Source organism: Serratia sp. Je.1.23.a, from assembly GCF_051129805.1.
GTDB classification, from domain to species: Bacteria; Pseudomonadota; Gammaproteobacteria; order Enterobacterales; family Enterobacteriaceae; genus Serratia; species Serratia liquefaciens.
In genome coordinates, this window is the sequence record NZ_JBCPSR010000001.1 from 521,927 (window position 1) to 540,728 (window position 18,802).

Annotated in this window: 19 protein-coding genes; 3 read left to right on the forward strand and 16 right to left on the reverse strand. The window is 56.1% G+C overall.

All coding sequences use genetic code 11. From position 1 onward, the window contains the following. The first annotated feature begins 85 nt into the window (after positions 1 to 85). Entirely contained in the window at positions 86 to 1,006 is a 921-nt protein-coding gene (locus AAZT04_RS02595) for a DUF808 domain-containing protein (RefSeq protein WP_046374213.1), read from the forward strand. Between the two features lie 173 nt (positions 1,007 to 1,179). Here the strand turns inward: AAZT04_RS02595 and AAZT04_RS02600 are convergent, their stop codons facing one another. The 8 genes from AAZT04_RS02600 to AAZT04_RS02635 form a co-directional block, all read right to left on the reverse strand. Continuing rightward, positions 1,180 to 1,761, reverse strand: coding sequence for a GNAT family N-acetyltransferase (locus AAZT04_RS02600; RefSeq protein WP_048761301.1), 582 nt, complete (start codon positions 1,759 to 1,761; stop codon positions 1,180 to 1,182). A 199-nt stretch (positions 1,762 to 1,960) separates the two neighbouring features. After that, positions 1,961 to 2,986 (reverse strand): MerR family transcriptional regulator, encoded by a 1,026-nt coding sequence (locus tag AAZT04_RS02605; RefSeq protein WP_020825768.1) that lies wholly within the window; start codon positions 2,984 to 2,986, stop codon positions 1,961 to 1,963. 288 nt (positions 2,987 to 3,274) lie between these two features. Beyond that, positions 3,275 to 4,504, reverse strand: a complete 1,230-nt coding sequence (locus AAZT04_RS02610; protein WP_115059546.1) for a cysteine desulfurase-like protein — start codon at positions 4,502 to 4,504, stop codon at positions 3,275 to 3,277. Then, positions 4,501 to 5,115, reverse strand: coding sequence for a 2OG-Fe dioxygenase family protein (locus AAZT04_RS02615; RefSeq protein WP_104410908.1), 615 nt, complete (start codon positions 5,113 to 5,115; stop codon positions 4,501 to 4,503). Before AAZT04_RS02615 ends, AAZT04_RS02610 begins: the two co-directional genes overlap by 4 nt. Before the next feature lie 347 nt (positions 5,116 to 5,462). Beyond that, complete coding sequence (locus tag AAZT04_RS02620) at positions 5,463 to 6,275, reverse strand: MetQ/NlpA family lipoprotein (protein WP_020825771.1); 813 nt, start codon at positions 6,273 to 6,275, stop codon at positions 5,463 to 5,465. Between the two features lie 190 nt (positions 6,276 to 6,465). Continuing rightward, a complete protein-coding gene (locus AAZT04_RS02625; RefSeq protein WP_041414317.1) occupies positions 6,466 to 7,302 on the reverse strand; it encodes a DUF1460 domain-containing protein in 837 nt (278 codons plus the stop codon). 103 nt (positions 7,303 to 7,405) lie between these two features. Further along, positions 7,406 to 7,948 carry a GNAT family N-acetyltransferase gene (locus AAZT04_RS02630; protein ID WP_046374208.1) on the reverse strand — a complete coding sequence of 181 codons (543 nt, stop codon included), beginning with the start codon at positions 7,946 to 7,948 and terminating at the stop codon, positions 7,406 to 7,408. Further along, a complete protein-coding gene (locus tag AAZT04_RS02635; protein WP_115059540.1) occupies positions 7,945 to 8,415 on the reverse strand; it encodes an acyltransferase in 471 nt (156 codons plus the stop codon). Before AAZT04_RS02635 ends, AAZT04_RS02630 begins: the two co-directional genes overlap by 4 nt. A 204-nt stretch (positions 8,416 to 8,619) precedes the next feature. On the opposite strand from AAZT04_RS02635, the gene AAZT04_RS02640 reads away from it, so the two are divergent. Continuing rightward, positions 8,620 to 9,210: a Yip1 family protein gene (locus AAZT04_RS02640; protein WP_020825776.1), complete on the forward strand. Its 591-nt coding sequence runs from the start codon at positions 8,620 to 8,622 to the stop codon at positions 9,208 to 9,210. Positions 9,211 to 9,263: 53 nt separating this feature from the next. On the opposite strand, the gene AAZT04_RS02645 is transcribed toward AAZT04_RS02640, so the two are convergent. The 6 genes from AAZT04_RS02645 to AAZT04_RS02670 all read right to left on the reverse strand — a co-directional run bounded on the left by AAZT04_RS02645 (position 9,264) and on the right by AAZT04_RS02670 (position 15,471). Further along, entirely contained in the window at positions 9,264 to 10,115 is an 852-nt protein-coding gene (locus AAZT04_RS02645) for a DMT family transporter (protein WP_020825777.1), read from the reverse strand. 342 nt (positions 10,116 to 10,457) lie between these two features. After that, the gene (locus AAZT04_RS02650; RefSeq protein ID WP_434678871.1) at positions 10,458 to 11,999 is read right to left on the reverse strand and encodes a flavodoxin domain-containing protein; all 1,542 of its coding nucleotides are present in this window, start codon (positions 11,997 to 11,999) and stop codon (positions 10,458 to 10,460) included. A gap of 5 nt (positions 12,000 to 12,004) precedes the next feature. Further along, entirely contained in the window at positions 12,005 to 12,430 is a 426-nt protein-coding gene (locus AAZT04_RS02655; RefSeq protein WP_020825779.1) for a PAS domain-containing protein, read from the reverse strand. A 208-nt stretch (positions 12,431 to 12,638) separates the two neighbouring features. Further along, the gene (gene dld / locus AAZT04_RS02660; protein ID WP_020825780.1) at positions 12,639 to 14,357 is read right to left on the reverse strand and encodes a D-lactate dehydrogenase; all 1,719 of its coding nucleotides are present in this window, start codon (positions 14,355 to 14,357) and stop codon (positions 12,639 to 12,641) included. Between the two features lie 119 nt (positions 14,358 to 14,476). Then, a complete protein-coding gene (gene map / locus AAZT04_RS02665) occupies positions 14,477 to 15,271 on the reverse strand; it encodes a type I methionyl aminopeptidase (protein ID WP_129983941.1) in 795 nt (264 codons plus the stop codon). Further along, on the reverse strand, positions 15,268 to 15,471 hold the full coding sequence (locus AAZT04_RS02670; protein WP_020825782.1) for a ParD-like family protein: 204 nt from the start codon (positions 15,469 to 15,471) through the stop codon (positions 15,268 to 15,270). Before AAZT04_RS02670 ends, map begins: the two co-directional genes overlap by 4 nt. 167 nt (positions 15,472 to 15,638) lie before the next feature. Here AAZT04_RS02670 and ddlA point away from each other — a divergent pair, with 167 nt between their 5' ends. Continuing rightward, positions 15,639 to 16,742: a D-alanine--D-alanine ligase gene (gene ddlA, locus AAZT04_RS02675; RefSeq protein ID WP_020825783.1), complete on the forward strand. Its 1,104-nt coding sequence runs from the start codon at positions 15,639 to 15,641 to the stop codon at positions 16,740 to 16,742. Positions 16,743 to 16,778: 36 nt separating this feature from the next. Here the strand turns inward: ddlA and AAZT04_RS02680 are convergent, their stop codons facing one another. After that, on the reverse strand, positions 16,779 to 17,558 hold the full coding sequence (locus AAZT04_RS02680) for an ABC transporter substrate-binding protein (protein ID WP_020825784.1): 780 nt from the start codon (positions 17,556 to 17,558) through the stop codon (positions 16,779 to 16,781). Positions 17,559 to 17,600: 42 nt separating this feature from the next. Continuing rightward, positions 17,601 to 18,755, reverse strand: coding sequence for a pyridoxal phosphate-dependent aminotransferase (locus AAZT04_RS02685; protein ID WP_048761321.1), 1,155 nt, complete (start codon positions 18,753 to 18,755; stop codon positions 17,601 to 17,603). Between the last annotated feature and the right edge of the window lie 47 nt (positions 18,756 to 18,802).

Genomic DNA, 18,802 nt, shown 5'->3' on the forward strand with positions numbered 1-18,802 from the left:
ATTAGCAAATCGACAATCATTAATGTTGTAGTATGAATCTCTACGAAGAGATCGTGACTCGTGAATATGAAAAGGATGAACCACTTTGGCTGGAAGTAGCTTACTGACTTTAATCGACGATATTGCCTCACTGCTGGACGACGTCTCGCTGATGACCAAGATGGCGGCGAAAAAAACCGCCGGGGTATTGGGAGACGATCTGGCACTTAACGCGCAGCAGGTCACCGGCGTAAAGGCCGATCGCGAGCTGCCGGTGGTGTGGAGCGTGGCCAAGGGCTCGTTTATCAACAAGGCGATCCTGGTGCCGCTGGCGTTGCTGATCAGCGCATTTGCCCCTTGGGCGATCACGCCGCTGCTGATGGTGGGTGGGGCTTACCTGTGTTACGAAGGGTTCGAGAAGGTGTTCCACAGCCTGACCCACAAAAAACAGGATGGGGAAGAGAATAAAGAAGCGCTGAACGCCAATGAAGACGTGGCGGCCTATGAACAACGCAAGGTGAAAGGAGCTATCCGCACCGATTTTGTGCTGTCGGCCGAAATTATTGCCATTACTCTGGGCACCGTGGCCGGGGCGACCTTCAGCCAGCAGGTGATTGTGCTGTGCGGTATCGCGATTGTGATGACGGTGGGGGTTTACGGCATCGTGGCCGGCATCGTCAAACTCGACGACCTGGGGTTGTATCTGAGCCGTAAAAGCAGTGCGCTGGCCCGCTCAATCGGCAGCGGTATTGTCAGTGCGGCACCTTATCTGATGAAGACCCTGTCGGTAGTCGGCACCATCGCCATGTTTATGGTCGGGGGCGGTATCCTGACCCATGGCTTGCCGCCGGTGCATCATTTGTTTGAGGACTGGGCGTCGTACGCCACCGTGGTGCCTACCTTCGGTCAGATCCTGCAGGGTGTGATTCCCGCCTTGCTCAACGTGGTGTTTGGTCTGGTTGCCGGCGGCGTAGTCCTGCTGGTGGTTTCGGCTCTGGGGGCGATCCGGGGACGTTTAAAGGCCTAAGCTAATCCCGCGCCTCTCGGCGCGGGGTCATTTAAAAGATCAGCTTGAACACGCCGGTGATGGTGAGCAGGCCAACGATAAAGATAATAGCGACAATCCACAGAATGATTTTCATTCGTCTCTCCCAATTGATTTGAATGACGGCGCGAGTTTTCGCTAACCTGATGAAATCATTATTTACTGTAGTCGATAATTCGCAAATTGCTCGCTGCAAGCCCATCAGGGGGATTGTCGCCACCTTCGCCTAACGCACGCTGCATGATGTGGGTGTCGCGCCACTTACCCAATTTAAACCCTACCGCCTTTAGCGTCCCCACGCTGCCAAACCCCAGTTTTTGATGCAAAGCCAGCGAGCCATGGTTTTCCCCGGCATTGCCGACGACAGCCAACATTTGGCGCCACGGCCCCTGCTCGCAGCGGGCAATCAGCTCGATCAGTAGCGCTTTGCCGATGCCCTGACCCTGTTGCCCTTCGGCGATATATACCGATTCTTCCACGGTGAATCGGTAGGCTGGACGCGGTCGATAAGGCGTGGCGTAACAGTAGCCCACGACGAGATGATCCCGCTTGGCCACCAGCCAGGGCAGCCCGGCCTCTTGCACTTTGCCCAGCCGCTGTCGCATTTCTTCCTGCGTGGGGGGCGTTTCTTCAAACGAAGCGGCGCCGAATAACACGTGATGGGCGTAAATCTGTTGGATGGCGGCTATGTCGTCCGGCGTAGCGTCGGTGAGGATCAGCGGAGCGGTGTGGGGCATAGTGATTCATGTTTACCTTGGAAATCAGAAGATAAGCGCATTATGCGCCGCGCCTGGCGACAAGGAAAATTGGGCTTTCTTATGCTGAAGATAAAAAAAAGTTATACCCATCCGCGAAACGAAAAAATGGCGCATGACGATCTTCGCCATGCGCCGGGAGCCGCTGCGAGCAGCATTCGGACGGGGGAATAACCCCGGGCTAGCCGCGCATGAAGTGCGCCACCGCCTGCTGCAGGTAGCGTAATAGCGGCGGGGTCAGCCAGGTGCCTTCCGTCAGCGTCGGTTCCTGCTCCATGGCCTGGCGGATTTTCATCTGGGTGGCCGGATGGGGACCGGCGTAGGACTGGAACAGTTCAAGCCATTGGGCTGCCAGCTGTTTTGCCCGCGCTGACTCTGGCGGTATGCCCTCATTCAGCGCCTGATGGAACTGGGCGATCAGTGCCGGCCATTCCTGCAGGCGGGTAAAGTAGTGCTGGCGCACATGGGCGTATTCTTCCGCCGACAGGTATTTTTGGTAGATTGACAGCTTGGTTTCGGCGAATGCCCTAGTCACATAGTCGGTCATAGCCGGGGTAATGCCGGTTTGTTCGCGTATCGCGGGCTCATCGGCGTGCATGGCGTTGAGTCGGGTGAGAAACGCCGGATTACGCGCCGTATCGCGTTCCAGCATCAGCATCCAACGACGCGCCAGCGCCTGGGCCTGCAACGCTTGCGGCTCAACGCCGCCATCGATCAACTGGCGCATGCTGCTGACCAACTCGGCCCACTCCTGATTGCGGCTCGGGTCGGCCTGATAGAAAGGCAATTGGGCCAGTTCGTCTGCGGTAAAATATTTATCGTACATGGTCATTAACTCCAACGTAGTCAGCCAGTCGTTCAGTTCCGGTTCGTCTCCGGCGGTGAGCTGAGCATGCATATGCTGCAGACGATCGCGCAGCGCGGCGGTCTGTTCCAACTGCCGCTCCAGCATGACGATTTGCTGTTCTATCACCGAAGTGAGCGCCATCCCCGAACGCGCCAAAATTGCCCCGACCTCTGCCAACGAGACGCCCATTCGGCGCAATGCCTGAATGTGGTGCAAGCGAGTGATGTCAGCCCGGTTGTATAGCCGATACCCGGCGTCGGAACGCGCAGAAGGAACCAGCAAGCCAATGCTGTCGTAATAATGCAGCGTCCGGACGGTAATGCCGGAACGGCGGGCCAGTTCGCCCACTTTCAATAACATCGGTGTGCTCCTCCCTTGTGCGTTCCGGGATACTAAAACCTGACGTAGCGTGAGGGTCAATAGCGGAGTTAAGGATATTTTTGGCAAAGGAGGAGGGGCTTTGCCTTAGGGAATATTGGCGAAGTGTTCTGTTATTTCGTAGTAGGGGCGCTGCATGCTGCGCCCTATTACATAATCAACAGATTAAATCGGGTGAACATGTTCGACCCCTACCGACTTAACCCATATGCAGGGGGGGCAGCCGTATGAGCCCAGCCAGGGGGCTGGGCTTTGTGGATCTATGTGCTGCTACCTTTCGCTGACGAGCAGCTCAAACAGCGTGTCGATTTCCTGCAGGGTGTTGTAATGCATCATCCCAATACGCAATACGCCGCCGCTGTCTTGCAGGTTCAGCCGTTGGATTAAGCCTTGCGCATAGAAGTGCCCGCTGCCGACGCAGATATTGTGCCGGCCTAATCGGCGCGCAACCTGTTCGGGGGCATGTCGCTTAAAGGTCAGTGCAAAGGTGGGCGTGCGGCGTTGGCAATCCGCCTGAGGGGAACCGTACAGTTGTACATCGTCTATTTGCTGTAAGCGCTGCAAAAAATAACGGCACAGGTTCTCTTCATGGCGATGGTAGTCGGCAAAACTTTCCTGCAAACGCTGCCTTAAGGACGCGCCGGGCGTTCCCCATTGCGCCAGGTAGTCAACGGCTGCCGTGACTCCTGCCAGCCCTTCAAAACTCTGAGTACCCGTCTCAAAACGTCCTGGCCCCACGTCGGTAGCCGGTTCTACTTTATAGGGTTGCAGCCGCTGTAACCACTGCGGCGCGATATAGGCCATGCCGATGTGCGGACCAAAGAATTTATAGGCGGAGCACACTAAAAAATCACACCCCAATGCCTGCACATCGATCAGATTGTGTGGGGCATAGTGCACGGCATCGACATAAACCTGAGCGCCGACCCGGTGAGCGGCTTCGGTGATGGTTTTTATATCGACGATGCTGCCGGTAACGTTGGACGCGTAGGTCACCGCCACCAGACGGGTTTTAGCGGTGATCTGTTCGCACAGTCGGGCAACATCCAAAGAACAGTCTGCTTGTTGCAGGGGGATTTGATGCACGGTGACTTGTTTATCGTTTGCCGCCTGTTGCCAACTGGAGACATTGGCGTAATGATCCAGTTCGGTGACGATAATCTCATCGCCGGCCTGCCAGTGACGGCTAATGATTCGGCTGAGATGGAATGTCAGCGAGGTCATATTCATGCCAAAAATGATGTTATCGGGCGTCGGCGCGTTTAATAAGGCGCGCACCGACTCCCTGGCATTATTCATCACTTCGCCGGTCACGTGGCTGGAAAAATAGTGCCCGCCCAGATTGGCGTTATATTTCCCCAGGTAGTCCGTCATTTTTTCCAGTACGCCTCGTGAAACCTGAGACCCACCAGGACCATCGAAGAAGATCACCGGTTGATCGTTATAATGCTGGGTCAGCGCGCTAAACTGGGCTCGGGCGAGTTCGGGCGTAAAGGTCATGCTTTTTCTCCGCGGGCAGTCAGGACAAAGATATCCAGGTGTCCTTCTTCTTCCGGGACAATGGCGCTGATCGGCGTGGCGTTATGCCATAACTTGCTGTCCGCCAGTAAAACGGCTTCGCCGTCCGCCAGCGCTTTTTTAAAGAAGGGAGGCTGGTGATTATCGGCGTATAACATGATTTCGCCGCCGACAATATTCTGCCGATGAATAGCAATCATCGCGATATGATCAAAACCATCCTGATGGATCCCTTCCGGCGCGACCTGCGTTTCATTATGAATGGCGACCACGCGCATCTGGTGAATTTCTATCTCCGCGCCTTCGGGTAAGTCATTACTTTCCGCGAACAGATTACACATTTCATCCATACCGGCGCTTTGCAACACGTCGCTATCAATGGGTTCAAAATGGCGTACCACGTTGCCCTGGAAGTGATTGATCTCATCGGACTGCACGAAATTGCGTTGGCCAACCTCTACCACATGGCCATTGAGATGTTTGACTACCGAATAGCGCCGTAAGCGGTATTTTCCGTCAGCGTGTTGCGTATGGGGCAATGCAGAAAACGACGGCGTTAATTGTTGGGTGGCCTGACGGCTAAGCGTAGTCATACTTATTACGTTTTCGTGTTTCTGTAACATAATCACCTCTAATATTATTGAATGATGACTTTGTAGGGAGGTATTTCGATTGAATTGTAGTCGACACTTTTGCCAAAGCAATTTTTGGCCGTCGCCCCGCAAATGTGGCTGTAAACGGGGATGAACGCAGAGAATGTTGGGTGTTGCGCGGCCAATGATTTACCCGGTGCGGTGAGGCTGGCGTTCGGGGCTGTAATGAGCTGCGGAATGGTTTTGGCTAGCTGCCGGACCGAGGGCGGCGATGGTCGGGGGACTGAACCTGGGGAGAGATTAAAAGTGCGAGCACCTGCACAGGTGCTCGCCAGTGGAGCGCTGTTTTACCAGCCTTTGACCGCACCGCCGTTAAAGATCTTTTCGGCGGCTTTGGCCACTTCATCCGACTCGTAGGCTTTGATGAAGTTTTGTACGTTCGGCGCGTCCTTGTTGTCTTCACGCGTCACGATGATGTTGGTGTACGGCGAATCCTTGTCTTCGATGAAAATGCCGTCTTTGGTTGGCGTCAGGCCAGTTTGATTAATGTAGGTGGTGCTGATGATTGCCACGGTGACTTTCGGATCATCCAGCAGCTGCGGCAGCTGTGCGCCTTCCAGCTCCATAATCTTGTAGTTATGCGGGTTGGCGCTGATATCCAGTGAGGTCGGCAATAGCCCCTTGCCCGGTTTCAGCTTAATCAGGCCAGTTTTTTCCAGCAGCAGCAGCGCACGGCCGAGGTTGGTGGGATCCAGCGGAATAGCGATAACCGCGCCGTCCTGAAGCTCTTTCAGCGATTTGATTTTTTTCGAATAGCCGGCCATCGGGAACACGAAGGTATTGCCTACCGCAACCAGTTTGTAGCCGTGATCTTTATTCTGTTGTTCGAGGAATGGCCGGTGTTGGAAAACGTTGGCATCCAGTTCACCTTTGTCGGTGGCGTCATTGGGCAGCAATGAACCGCTGAAACCGACCAGTTCAACATCCAGGCCGTACTTCTCTTTCGCCACCTGCTTGGCGACTTCCGCTACGTCCTGTTCCGCGCCGTTGATGACCCCTACCTTGATGTGATTCTGATCGGTTTTCTGTTCACAGCCCTGCAGTGCCAGCACCGCGGCAAACGCCGCCAGCAGAGGGGTATAACGCCAGCTTTTGGTCATCGAGTGCTCCCTGAAAAAAACAATGAAATCAGTTGGTTTTGTGCTGCTAGCTAAGCCTGAACCTGCGGGGAAGTCAAACGCTTGCTCAGCACAAACGCTTATAGCTCATAACGGGAAGTTTTAAATCCCCCTTCTTGCAAGACGCTACGCCGTTAGCGGCAAGCGCAAAGCCTGAAGGGGGAGGGGAATGTTATTTGGCGCGCAGCACCACGATGCCTGGCGTAGCCTGGACGTACTCCATAAACGGCGAGTCCACCACCTGCATATTCTCTTTACGCGACGAGGCATTGCGCAATACTGGGCCGTTTTCGGTCATGATATAGATACCGGTATGGGTGACGTCCAGACCGGCCAGGTTGGTATAAATACCGATGTAATCACCGGTGTGCAACCGGGCCAGAACCTTGTCGTCAATCGCCTCGCTGGGCAGGTAGGTAATGCTGCGTCGAACGTTTTTCAGCCCTGGCAGATAGCTGCTGCCGTCTGATTTTTGATTGAGGTTTTTCACCAGCGTCACGGCATGCGGGCTGAGCGTGGCTGTAACGTCCGTTACGTTGGTTTTGGCCTGATGCGACCAGTCGGTGAAGAAGTGTTTACGCTTCAGGAAGCTGATATCGCCATTGGCATAGCGGATTTGAATCAGCCGCTGTACAAAGTCAGCCTGGCTGTTGGCCTGGCGCAGCGCATCGACATAGTCGATGTAGGTGAAGCAATCCAGACCGCGGAAGTCGATCACCAGTTCTTCCGGCGTAGTCTGCGAGCCAATCAGCCGGTTGGCGACGTAGGGCGTACCGAGGAAAGGTCGTGACAGCAGGTCGATCATGCGGCCGTTATCCTGCCGTTGCTCGGGCGTTGCCTTGGCGCGCAGGGCGAGAAGCTCATTGAGTTTGTTTAACGTGTCGTTGTCCATGCTGGCCTTGAGATCTGCAGGTGGGGTAGTGATGGGTTCAGGTGTTTGCCCGACCGGAATTTTATCTGCACAACCGCTAAGCGCAATAGCCAATATCATTGAAACTACCCTGTACATTTTACCCTCCAATGGTTCGGCTTGTGATCGTAGAAATGATAACAGTTCTCACCATGGCCAGGATGGTTAATGTTTAAACATAGCCTCAACGTTCGGCGATCGCTTAATACCCGATTTCGCTGTTAAACGGCAAATACCAAAACAGGGCAATTTCGTGATCGGGAATATCAGGTTGAGCACGATACAGCAGATGATCGATGCCGCCGAGGATAAACCCAAAGCGCTGGTAGCAGCGGCAGGCAGGCAAATTGGTGTTTTGCGTTTCCAGCATCAGCCCGGCGGTTTCGTGACGTTGCGCCCAGAGCCGTGCGCTCTCCAGCAGCGCCGTGGCGACGCCGAGTCGGCGCACATGAGCACTGACGACAATCTCCTCGATGAGCGCATAGCCATTCCAGTTATTGCTCAGCGTGATATGGCCGACCGCCTCCCCGCGATGACGCGCCAGAAAGGTTTCGCTTTCATCATTGACGAACGGTGCCAGCGGGTAGTGCTTGCGAAACGGCGTCACCGGCAGCAGCGGCCAGCTGTCAATCGGCGCGTTGAAAATCGGCTGGGCGTAGTGGGCAATCTGAAAGCTGAAGTCGCAGCCGGTCAAGTATCCGTCGGGCAACTGGGTCACCGGGGTAATTTGAATCGCTTCGCTCATGGGGTCAGTTCCCTTAGCAGGCGGGCAGGATTGCCGGCGTAAATCCCCTTGCGGGTGATGTTTTTGGTGACCACCGCACCGGCGCCGATCACCACTCCGCTGCAGATTTCCACCGCCAGTACCGTGGCGCCGGACCCGATGGAGACGCCGTCGCCAATCCGCGTGCGGCCCCAGCTTGCCGGATCGGCATTGGGGGCGCCACCTTTGAACAGATCGTTGGCGAAGGTCACGTTGTGGCCGATAAAACAGTCCTCGCCGATGGTGACATATTCGCAGATAAAGCTGTGAGACTGGATTTTACTGCGGGCGCCAATGCTGACGTTTTTTTGGATTTCGACAAAGGGGCCGACGAACACCCCGTCACCGAGTCGGCAGCCGTACAGATTACAGGGCTCTACGACGGTGACATTTTGCCCGGCGTCGACATCGACGATGCCGACCTGGCGAATCTTGATGGCGGATGACATGGCATTCCTCACGGCGGATAAGCAGGCGGGAATTATAAAACAAACTGCCGCCGCGTCTGCGCTTTCTGAACGTTTTTTCAGCGAAAGACTATAATTAGTACAGGGGAGAGAGCCCCGTGGCCGCAATCCTCGTACGGTTAGCAATCCGTCAGAGGGGTAAATTCGTTCGCCGATCGCGACCTACGGCGATGGAGGAGGTGTCTCATGGTTAATCATGTTTGGGGACTTCTGGCGCATCCAAGCACCGAGTTCGAACACATTAAAAGCGAGAACGAAAGCGTCTCGCACCTTTACACCCACCACGTGCTGTTGCTGGCGTTGATCCCGGTGATCTGCGCGTTTATCGGTACCACCCAACTGGGCTGGCTTTCCGGCGAAGGGCACGCTATCCGGCTCGATATGTTTACGGCTTCCTATACGGCGGTCGCGTTTTACCTGCTGATGCTGGCAGGCGTAGCTATCATGGGGAAAGTGATCCACTGGATGGCGCGCCGTTATGAGGTTCGTCCCAGCTTGCATCGTTGCATGGTGTTCGCCGGTTATGTCGCCACCCCGATGTTCCTCAGCGGCATCGTGGCGTTATATCCCGTCGTGTGGTTGTGTCTGTTTGTCGGCGTGATTGGCCTGTGTTATTCAGGCTATCTGCTGAACCTGGGCATACCTCACTTCCTGAATATCGACAGTAAAGAAGGCTTTATTTTCTCCAGCTCTACCTTTGCCATCGGCATCCTGCTGCTTGAGTTACTGCTTGGGGTTACGGTGCTGCTGTGGGGGTATGGTTCCTGGTTGTTCTGAAGTGATTGAGTGTTAGCTCCTCACGCCGGCCTGGCGTGAGGGGCTTTTGCTATTTAAGGTTGGCGAAACACCAGCATCACCCCGAGCAGAATGGCTGCCATGCCCAGCATGCTGATGGCCGCCAGCGCGTGGCCGAGCAGCAGATAGTCCAGCAGGGCGGTTACCGCCGGGATCAGATAAAACAGGCTGGTGACCTGCACCAGATTGCCGCGCTGGATCAGCCGGTACAGCAGGAAGGTGGCCAACACCGAAATCACCACCGCCATCCACAGCAGCGGCAGAACAAATGCCAGGCTCCAATCGACCCGCAGCGGTTCAAACGGCAGCACCAGCGAACACATCAGCAGCCCAACTGCATACTGCAGCGGTAATACCGCCAGCGGCGGTTGGCTAAGCCCTTTTTGCAGCAAAGTCCCGGCGGTTATGCAGCCCAGCGCGATAAAGGCGCACAGCATACCGACCAGTGAGAAGTGGGCAATCATCAGGCTTTGATACACCACCAGCGTCAGTCCGGCCATCGCCAGCAGCAGGCCCAAGCCGCGCAACCCTGAGCAGCGGCGTTCGGTAATGAACTGGGTGAGTATCGGCTGAACGCCGAGCAGCGTCGCCAATACGCCGGGGGTAATGCCCTGTTCCAGCGCCAGCAAATAACAAATCTGATAGCTGCCGATCATCAGCAGACCGATCAGCGCCACCCGAAGACGGGTGCCCGGAGCCGGCAAGCACTGCCGTTGCCACAGGCCGATAGCCAACAGCAGCGCCAGTGCGATGGCGCAACGAAAGAAGAGAAAAGCGAAGGCGGAAGCATGCTCCAACCCCCAGCGCGAGAAAATTGCGCCGCTGCTCCAGAGCAGAACGAATAGCGTAGCCAAGCCGACGTTGGCCCAGTGAGAAATCAATCGCATTTTGTTTTCACCTGTCGTGAAAATAACAAGCTCCAGCACGCGCGGCGTTCTACGCCTGAGCGCAAAGCAAGGAAAGCTGGAGGTGAGAAATTCGGTTTGGCTTAACGCACAACCACGGCGTGTGGTGGGTAAGCGGCTACCGCGGTAACGACAGAGAAAAGGGCGGGTGGGGCTGAGGATGCGCACAGCAGAACGACGGCCGCAAGCGGCGTGTTTTCTGGATCGGTAGCGTGCGCAAACTCTGTCATGGATATTCCTGAATACAGGGAGTGATTAACCTCTTCAAGATAGTCAAGTTTGGCGGAGGGCGCAACCTAAAAACGGCGCACTCCGCAACCGTTCTCAGTACAGCTCCAGATGCAGACGCCCTTGTTGCGTCAGCCTTTGCCACAGGCTGTCCGTCGCGGTTTCGTCCCCTGGAGCACAGGCCTTTTCCAGCGCCTGCGCGACGGCGGTTTCAAGATACTGTCGGTTGCCGCACAGGTAGAGGTGTGCCCCCTTAAGCAACAGCTCCCTCACGTAATCGGCATGTTCTTCGATCGCGTGCTGCAAGTAGTATTTGGCGGTACCATCGCGGGAAAACGCGGTAATGAGCCGATTCAGTACGCCATTCTTGCACAGTGACTCAAGCTCTTCGCGGTATAGGAAGTCTTCGTCACGGCGTTTTTCGCCGAAGATTAAGGCGGTTTCTCGCTGTCCGCCGTCGATCGCCATTTCACGCAGCAAGCCTATCAACGGGGCGATACCGCTACCGGTGCCGATGAACAGCACGGGAGTTTGCGGATCGGATGGCAGGTAGAAGTTGGGATTGGCGCGGCAGAAGACACGGAAGGGGCCTGGGTTATCGAGCAACCAGCCGGTGGCCGTGCCGTTTCGGGTGCGCCCATTACGCTCGTAGCGAACCTCGCGAACGCACAAATCCAGGCTGTCTTCTCGCGAAGCCGAAGCGATCGAATAGGCGCGCGGTAAGCAGGCAGGGAGCAGCGTTAGCAGATCATCCAAAGTGACCGACTGCGGCGTGCAAAACTCTTGCAGCACGTCCAGCAGATCGGCGCCGTACAGGTAGGCTTCCAGCGCTTTGCGCTGGCGGATTTTCAGCATCTCCTTAAGGTCTTCGCTGCCGGCAAGCTGCGCCAGTTCGCGCAATGTCGCTTTGCTTATTTGGCGCAGTTCCCGGCTGCGCAGCGCCTCTGCGGCCTCCGGCCGGTCGAACCAGGCTGACAGACGAAGCAGTAAATCCTCGTCGTTTTCCGGCAACAGGTAGAGCGTATCGCCTGCCCGGTAGGCGATGCCGCTGCCGCTGATATCCAGACGAAGATGCCAGGCATGCGGCGCGCGGGCACTGAGCGAACGGCGCTCCAGCAGGCCGGCGGCAAAAGCATTGTCCTCGCCATAGGCGGTGACGCGCAGATGCAGATCGCGACCGGCCTGCCAATCCCCCGCAATCACCTGTTCCACTACGGCTGACCAGGTGGTGAAAAAGCTCTCGAAGTTTACGTCGGCATCAACGCGGTTGACGATGGCCTGCGCGCCGCGTTCGGACAACCCGGCGTCAAGCCATTGCGTGAAACCGCAAAAACGCGGGTACGCCGTGTCGCCCAAGCCGAAAATGGCGTAGCGCAGGTGCGCGAGGTTTGGCGTGTGTGTCAGAACGTCGAAAAAAAGCTCGGCGTTGGCGGGCGGCTCCCCGTCACCAAACGAACTGGATACGATAAGCAATAGGTCGCCTTTCCCCAGGTTTGCCGGTGAAATTTCGTTGAGGGTCAATAGGGTGGGGGCGTAAGGGTGCAGAAAAGGTAACTCGCCCAAGCGCGTAGCCAGCGCCTGGGCTTTGCCCGATTCCGAACCGTAGCCAATCAGGATACGTTCGATGATATCGGCCATGTTTCTTACTTATCGTAGTGGTTGTCGAACTGTTCTTTGGAGAATTCGACGGAGTCGAAATCGGTCATCAGATCGTTGATCACACGGCGGATACTGATGTAGGCCTCGATTTTGCCCTGAGCGTCATAGAGCGGTTGCACGGTGGTGTCGACCACATACAGCACGCCACCCTTGCCAACGTTGGGAATGATGCCGGTCCAGATATTTCCGGCTTTAATGGTATCCCACATCTCTTTGTAGATGGCCTTGGGGACGGAAGGGTGACGCACGATGTTGTGGGGTTGCCCGACCAGTTCTTCCCGGGTAAAGCCGGTGAGCTGGCAAAACAGGTCGTTGACATAGGTGATGGTGCCTTGCAGGTCGGTGGTGGAGATCACCATCACTTTGTCCAGTGCAGACAGCAGTTGGGCGGAATCGAGGGTCTGGCTCATGGTAGGTTCCTTCTCATTAATTTTGCGGTGAACGTCACGGCAGATGTCACGTATCCGTCATGACAAATTTGTTATTGATTCTTATTTACACCGCATAATAATCAGCAGACTTTAAAGTTGCAATAAAAATGCATCTTTAAGATTGCAAAAGAGGGAAGCATCTTGAAGGAGGGCTCGCCCGTGCAGCGGCGAGCCGGAGGGAAGAAGGTTATTGACCGTTACCGGCCCAGTGCTTCCGCTTGCTGGTTTTGCCCAAACCGGGATTAAAGCTGTTGGTGGGATCGGCGCTGCGGTAGAACGCCTGCAGATCCGGCTTGGCGGTGTACAGATGGCCGACGTTATGTTCCGCCGGGTACTCCGCGCCGCGCTGGTTGAGGATCTCCAACATCTTTTCCTTGAGCGCATGGCTGTCGACGCCTTTTTTCACCACATAATCCTGATGGAAGACGTGACACATAAAGTGGCCGTAATACAGCTTGTGCACCAGTTGGCTGTCGATTTCCGGCGGCAGGGTTTCGAACCAGTCGGTGTCGTTGCGGCGCAGCGCGATATCCAGCGCCAAAATATCCTCGACCTTGTCGGCGTGCACCGCATGGTAACGCACCGCGGCACCGGCGGCGGCAAAGCGGTGCAGGAAAGCTTTCTTGCCTTCATCCGGGGTGCAGACGAAGAACGCCCCGTTGGCCTGAGCAAAGTATTGGCTCAGGTACTGCTGCGCCTCTTCGACGCCCGGCCCGGCCATTTTCAGCAGCAGGTGGTGTTCAAAGCGCTCGCGATACTCTTTCATGCGTTTAGGCAGGTGGCTGGGCGCCAGATGGCTCAGGCCCTGCATCAGGCGGTCGGTCAGGTTATGCGGCAGCAACGGCAGCTTGTTGAGGCTGGCGTCCATGCGGCCTTTCAGAGTGAAGAAGGTCGGCATCTGATCGGTGCCGAGCTTATCGATCATCATAAAGGTGTCTTTGCCGTACACTTCGGCGATATCAAAAATATCCCGGTGCATGTATTCGCCGGCAACCGGCAGGTTGTCAAACTTGCTCAGCATGTGGCGGCGCAGTTCGGTCAGTACGGCGGTGTCGTTGGTCCCGATGTAAAACACCTGCTCTTTGCCTTCTTTCTCGAAGGTATCCAGCCGCACGGCAAATACCGCCAACTTGCCTGCGCAGCCGGAGGCTTCGTACAGGCGGCGCTTGTCGGCGTTAAAACGGGAGGGCGTATCGGCATCAACGTCGCGTACGCGGCTGGCGTATTCATTGTCGGAGGCACGCAGTTCGCCGTGCTCGACATCTTCCGGCCGGTAGTCGCCTTTCTCCAGGCGGGTAAGGATCTCTTCCGGCGTGTCCCCGAGGTTAATGCCCAGATGGTTAACCAGACGCAACTGACCGTCTTCACCCAGTTGGGCATACAGCGCCATCTCGGTATAGGCAGGGCCGCGTTTGACCAGTGAACCGCCGGAGTTGTTGCACACGCCGCCGATCACCGAAGCGCCGATGCAGGACGAGCCAATTACCGAATGCGGTTCGCGGCCATAAGGCTTGAGCAATTTTTCCAACTGGTTGAGCGTACTGCCGGGGAAGCCGACCACCTGTTTGCCATTGTCCAGCACCTGCACATGGTTGAGCCGCAGGGTGCTGATAATGACGATATCACGGTCATAGTCGTTGCCGCTGGGCGTTGAACCTTCGGTCAGACCGGTGTTCGCCGCCTGCATGATGACGATTTTATCGGCGGCGACGCAGGCCTCAAGCAACTGCCACAACTGCAGCAGGCGTGTCGGGAACACCACCGCCAGCGCCTGGCCCTCGCCGGAGCGGAAGCCCTTGCGGTAACGTTCGGTGCTGCGTTCACCGGTCAGCAGCTGCGGGCCACCGACGATGCTTTTGAGTTTACTGAGAAACGCCTGGTTGGTGGCGCTGGTGGACTGCGTCATGCCGATCTCCCTGTCGTCCCCATCGTTTTCCACCGGGCAGCCTTGTCGATTGCCCGGTGAAATCCATGAGGTGATTAATTTAGTAAGTCATTAACTTGGTAGCTTAATGGCTTAATAACTTAGTATCGTTCTTTGTAACCAGCCTGGCGCTCTTCGTCGCGCAACGTCAGGATTTCCACGCCGTCGGCGGTGACCGCCACGGTGTGCTCCCACTGGGCAGACAGCTTTTTGTCGCGCGTAACCACTGTCCAACCGTCTTTCTTTTGCTTGATGCGGTGGTCGCCCTGATTGATCATCGGCTCGATGGTAAACACCATGCCTTCCTGCAGCACCATTCCGGTACCCGGTTTGCCAAAGTGCATTACCGCCGGCTCTTCGTGCATCTCGCGGCCGATACCGTGGCCGCAGTACTCCCGCACGATGCTGTATCCGGCCTGTTCTGCATGCTGTTGAATTGCATGGCCGATATCCCCCAGCGTCGCGCCCGGTTTCACCATGCGGATGCCTTGCCACATCGACTCATAGACGTTATTCACCAGCCGTTTGGCCAGCGGCGTGATCTGCCCAATGCAGTACATTTTACTGGAGTCGGTAATATAACCGTCGTGTTCCAGCGTAATGTCGACGTTAACGATCATGCCGGAGCGCAGTATTTTGCTGACCGACGGAACGCCGTGACAGATCACTTCGTCAATCGAGGTATTGAGCACATAGGGAAAACCGTACTGTCCTTTTGTAGACGGGCGCGATTTCAGCTCATCAACGATAAAGGCTTCGGCGCGGTCGTTAATCTCCATCGTGGAGATACCTTCGACTATCACCTCATCGAGCATAGCAAACACCTTTGCCAGCAGCGCGCCAGAGTGACGCATTTTGACAATCTCTTCCGGTGTTTTGATCACAATCTGTTTCACCCGACAATCTCCTTTAACGTCATCGCGTTATCTTTCATCATTTTTTTTACCAGTTGGGGGTAGGTCAGTTCCGGATGGAACTCCGCCAGCATGCCGATCTTGATCCAGTATTCCGCCTGCGCGTTGATCGAACGCGTCATCGTCAGGCTGGCGAGGCGCAGATCGTCATGCAGCGCGTCTGAAATTTTCACAATGCCCATAGGCTGCTCCTCAGTGAGTAATATACGAAGTGTATACGTTTTGGATGGTCGCAATTTGGCATTCCGTGGGGTGGTCATTTTCCGGGTTGCAACGATTGCTGCCACGGGGCAATGCGTTTATTGTGATAAACGACTTTTTTGCCATGATTTTTCAGAAGGATTAGGGCGTGACCAAATTACGTGTTGGGGTGATCTTCGGCGGTAAATCGGCGGAGCATGAGGTTTCACTGCAGTCGGCAAAAAACATTGTGGATGCCATAGACAAAGAGAAGTTTGACGTCACATTGCTGGGGATAGACAAGCAGGGGCATTGGCACATCAACGATGCGTCCAACTACCTGCTGAATGCGGAAAACCCGGCGCTGATTGCGTTGAACCGCTCAAATAAAAATGTAGCGCTGATCCCCGGTCAGGAAAAACAGCAGTTGATCGAGTCAGGCAGCGCCGGTGCGCTGGGCCAGCTCGACGTGGTGTTCCCGATAGTGCACGGCACGCTGGGGGAAGACGGTTCATTGCAGGGGCTACTGCGGATGGCGAATTTGCCGTTCGTCGGCGCTGGTGTGTTGGGGTCTGCGGTCAGCATGGACAAAGACGTCACCAAACGCCTGCTGCGTGATGCCGGGCTGGCGGTCGCGCCCTTTGTAACCCTGACGCGCAGCAACCGCGCCAAATTCACGTTTGAACAGCTCAGCGAACGCCTGGGGCTGCCGCTGTTTGTTAAACCGGCTAACCAGGGTTCTTCGGTGGGCGTCAGCAAGGTGCAGGATCGCGCCGGCTATGAGGCCGCAGTGGCGCTGGCGTTCAGTTTCGATCACAAGGTGCTGGTGGAGTCGGCGATTGTCGGCCGCGAAATCGAGTGTGCGGTGCTGGGCAATGATGATCCGCAGGCCAGCCTGTGTGGCGAAATCGTGCTGAGCGACGCCTTCTATTCGTACGACACCAAATACATCAACGAGCAGGGTGCTCAGGTCGTGGTACCGGCGGCGATTACGCCGGAGGTGAGCGACAAAATCCGTGAGGTGGCGCTGAAAGCCTTCCGGGCGCTGGAATGTTTCGGTTTGGCGCGCGTGGACGTGTTCCTGACGCCGGACAACAACGTGGTGATCAACGAGATCAACACGTTGCCGGGCTTCACCAATATCAGCATGTATCCCAAACTGTGGGCCGCCAGCGGCATCAGCTATAGCCAACTGATTACCCGTCTGATTGAGCTGGCGCTGGAGCGCCATCAGCAGGATCGTGCGTTGAACAGTTCGGTATTCGATCGCTAAAACAGTCAGGGGCGAAGCGATTTTCGCCCCTGATTTTTACTTCACCGTTACGTCAATATCGCCAAAATATTTCTTCGCCAGCTCGCTCACCGTGCCTTGCTGCTTCACTTTGACGATCGCCTCATTCAGTTTTTTCTTCAGCGCCTCATCGCCTTTACGCAGGCCGAAAGCAATGCCCTCGCCAAGGATTTTGTCGTCGCTGACCGCATCGCCGACGAAGGCAAAGCCCTTACCGTCCGGGTGCGCCAGGAAGCCGCTTTGTCCCGACGGGGCCATCACCAGCGTGGCGTCGAGACGCCCGGCGGTCAGGTCCAGATAGGCCTGGTTCTGATCCTGATAAGACACCACGTCCACGCCCTGCGGCGCCCAGTGAGCCTTGGCGTAAGTCTCCTGAATCGAGCCTTGCAGCACGCCGACGTGTTTGCCTGCCAGCGAGGTGGCGTTCGGCAACAGGCCGCTGTCGGCCTTGGCGATCAGGCGGTTCGGTACCTGATAGATTGAATCGGTGAAGTCGATGGCCTGGCGACGCTGATCGGTGACGTTCATCGCCGAGTTGATGGCGTCAAACTTGCGCGCCTTCAGCGCCGGGATCAGGCTGTCGAAAGAGGTTTCAACCCAGCTGCATTTCAACTGGGCGGCGGCGCAAACGGCATTGCCCAGATCGATATCAAAACCGACGAGCTGACCGCTGGCAGATTTGGATTCAAACGGTGGGTACAGCGCTTCCAGGCCAAAACGCAAGGTGTTTTCCGCCGCCAGCGTGGAACCGGCGGCCAGCAGGCAGCCTGCGGCGATCAACGTTTTCAGTGATTTCATATTCAGAGCCCTTTTCCCATGGTCAAAGCAAAAGTGGATGCATTACACCTGACACAGACGGCGTGCGCCTTCCAGCAGGGTCTGGTTATCTTTTGAAAAACTCAGTCGAATAATGCCGGTATTGGTGCCGTCGCTGTAGAACGCCGACAGCGGGATAGTGGCGACTTTGGCTTCGCGGATCAGACGCACCGCAAAATCGTTGTCGCTTTCGCTGCTGAAACTGCTAAAGCGGGCCAGCATAAAGAAACTGCCACGGCTGGGCAGTAATTCAAAGCGCGAATCTTGCAGGGCGTTCGCCAGCAGGTCGCGTTTCTGCTGGTAGAAAGCCGCCAGCCCTAAATAACTTTGCGGGTTAGCCAAGGCTTCGGCGAAGGCGTACTGCATCGGGGTATCGGCGGAAAACACCATAAACTGGTGTACCTTGCGGATCTCGTCCATCAGCGCCGCCGGTGCCATGCAGTAACCGACGCGCCAGCCGGTGACGTGATAGGTTTTGCCAAACGACGAAACGATCACGCTGCGTTCGGCCAGCTGCGGGTGGCGTGCCATGCTGTGATGAATATCGCCGTCGAACACCACGTGTTCGTAAACTTCGTCGGACAGAATGACGATGTCGGTATTGCGAGTCAGGGCGGTCAGCCGTTCGATATCATGTTCACCGAATACGCTGCCCGTTGGGTTGTGCGGGCTGTTGACGATGATCATCCGCGTTTTGCTGTTGATGGCCGCAGCGACCTCATCCCAGTCAATATGCAGATCTTCCAGCGACAGTTTAATCGCCACCGGAGTGGCGCCCTGCAGACGCACGATCGGCGCATAGCTGTCGAACGCCGGTTCAAAATAGATCACCTCATCGCCAGGGTGCACCAGTGCGCTGATGGCGGAATACAACCCTTCGCTGGCGCTGGCAATGACCGTGATTTCTTCGCCAGCGTCATAGCGTGCGCCATATAAACGTTCAACTTTATCCGCCAGCGCGATACGCAATGCTGCCACGCCGCTCATCGGCGCGTACTGGTTATGTCCTGCACGCATGGCTTGCGACACTGCCTCTACCAATTGCGGTTCGCAGGCGAAGTTTGGCGCGCCCTGCGACAGATTCAGGGCCTGGTGTTCGGCGCTGAGCTGGCCGATAACGGTAAAAATAGTGGTGCCGACGTCCGGCAACTTCGAGCGTTGTGCGCATGCGCTCTGCATGAGTGGCTCCAGGGAATAGGGGGATATCGCTTGATTAAGCATCAATG

Bases quoted from the DNA above. Each gene is read 5' to 3' on its own strand.
- AAZT04_RS02650 (WP_434678871.1), bottom strand. From the start codon at position 11,999: ATGGCCGATATCATCGAACGTATCCTGATTGGCTACGGTTCGGAATCG.
- AAZT04_RS02645 (WP_020825777.1), bottom strand. From the start codon at position 10,115: ATGCGATTGATTTCTCACTGGGCCAACGTCGGCTTGGCTACGCTATTC.
- AAZT04_RS02670 (WP_020825782.1), bottom strand. From the start codon at position 15,471: ATGGGCATTGTGAAAATTTCAGACGCGCTGCATGACGATCTGCGCCTC.
- AAZT04_RS02625 (WP_041414317.1), bottom strand. From the start codon at position 7,302: ATGTACAGGGTAGTTTCAATGATATTGGCTATTGCGCTTAGCGGTTGT.
- AAZT04_RS02685 (WP_048761321.1), bottom strand. From the start codon at position 18,755: ATGCAGAGCGCATGCGCACAACGCTCGAAGTTGCCGGACGTCGGCACC.
- AAZT04_RS02615 (WP_104410908.1), bottom strand. From the start codon at position 5,115: ATGACTACGCTTAGCCGTCAGGCCACCCAACAATTAACGCCGTCGTTT.
- AAZT04_RS02630 (WP_046374208.1), bottom strand. From the start codon at position 7,948: ATGAGCGAAGCGATTCAAATTACCCCGGTGACCCAGTTGCCCGACGGA.
- AAZT04_RS02600 (WP_048761301.1), bottom strand. From the start codon at position 1,761: ATGCCCCACACCGCTCCGCTGATCCTCACCGACGCTACGCCGGACGAC.
- dld (WP_020825780.1), bottom strand. From the start codon at position 14,357: ATGACGCAGTCCACCAGCGCCACCAACCAGGCGTTTCTCAGTAAACTC.
- AAZT04_RS02605 (WP_020825768.1), bottom strand. From the start codon at position 2,986: ATGTTATTGAAAGTGGGCGAACTGGCCCGCCGTTCCGGCATTACCGTC.
- AAZT04_RS02635 (WP_115059540.1), bottom strand. From the start codon at position 8,415: ATGTCATCCGCCATCAAGATTCGCCAGGTCGGCATCGTCGATGTCGAC.
- AAZT04_RS02655 (WP_020825779.1), bottom strand. From the start codon at position 12,430: ATGAGCCAGACCCTCGATTCCGCCCAACTGCTGTCTGCACTGGACAAA.
- AAZT04_RS02640 (WP_020825776.1), top strand. From the start codon at position 8,620: ATGGTTAATCATGTTTGGGGACTTCTGGCGCATCCAAGCACCGAGTTC.
- AAZT04_RS02610 (WP_115059546.1), bottom strand. From the start codon at position 4,504: ATGACCTTTACGCCCGAACTCGCCCGAGCCCAGTTTAGCGCGCTGACC.
- AAZT04_RS02680 (WP_020825784.1), bottom strand. From the start codon at position 17,558: ATGAAATCACTGAAAACGTTGATCGCCGCAGGCTGCCTGCTGGCCGCC.
- AAZT04_RS02620 (WP_020825771.1), bottom strand. From the start codon at position 6,275: ATGACCAAAAGCTGGCGTTATACCCCTCTGCTGGCGGCGTTTGCCGCG.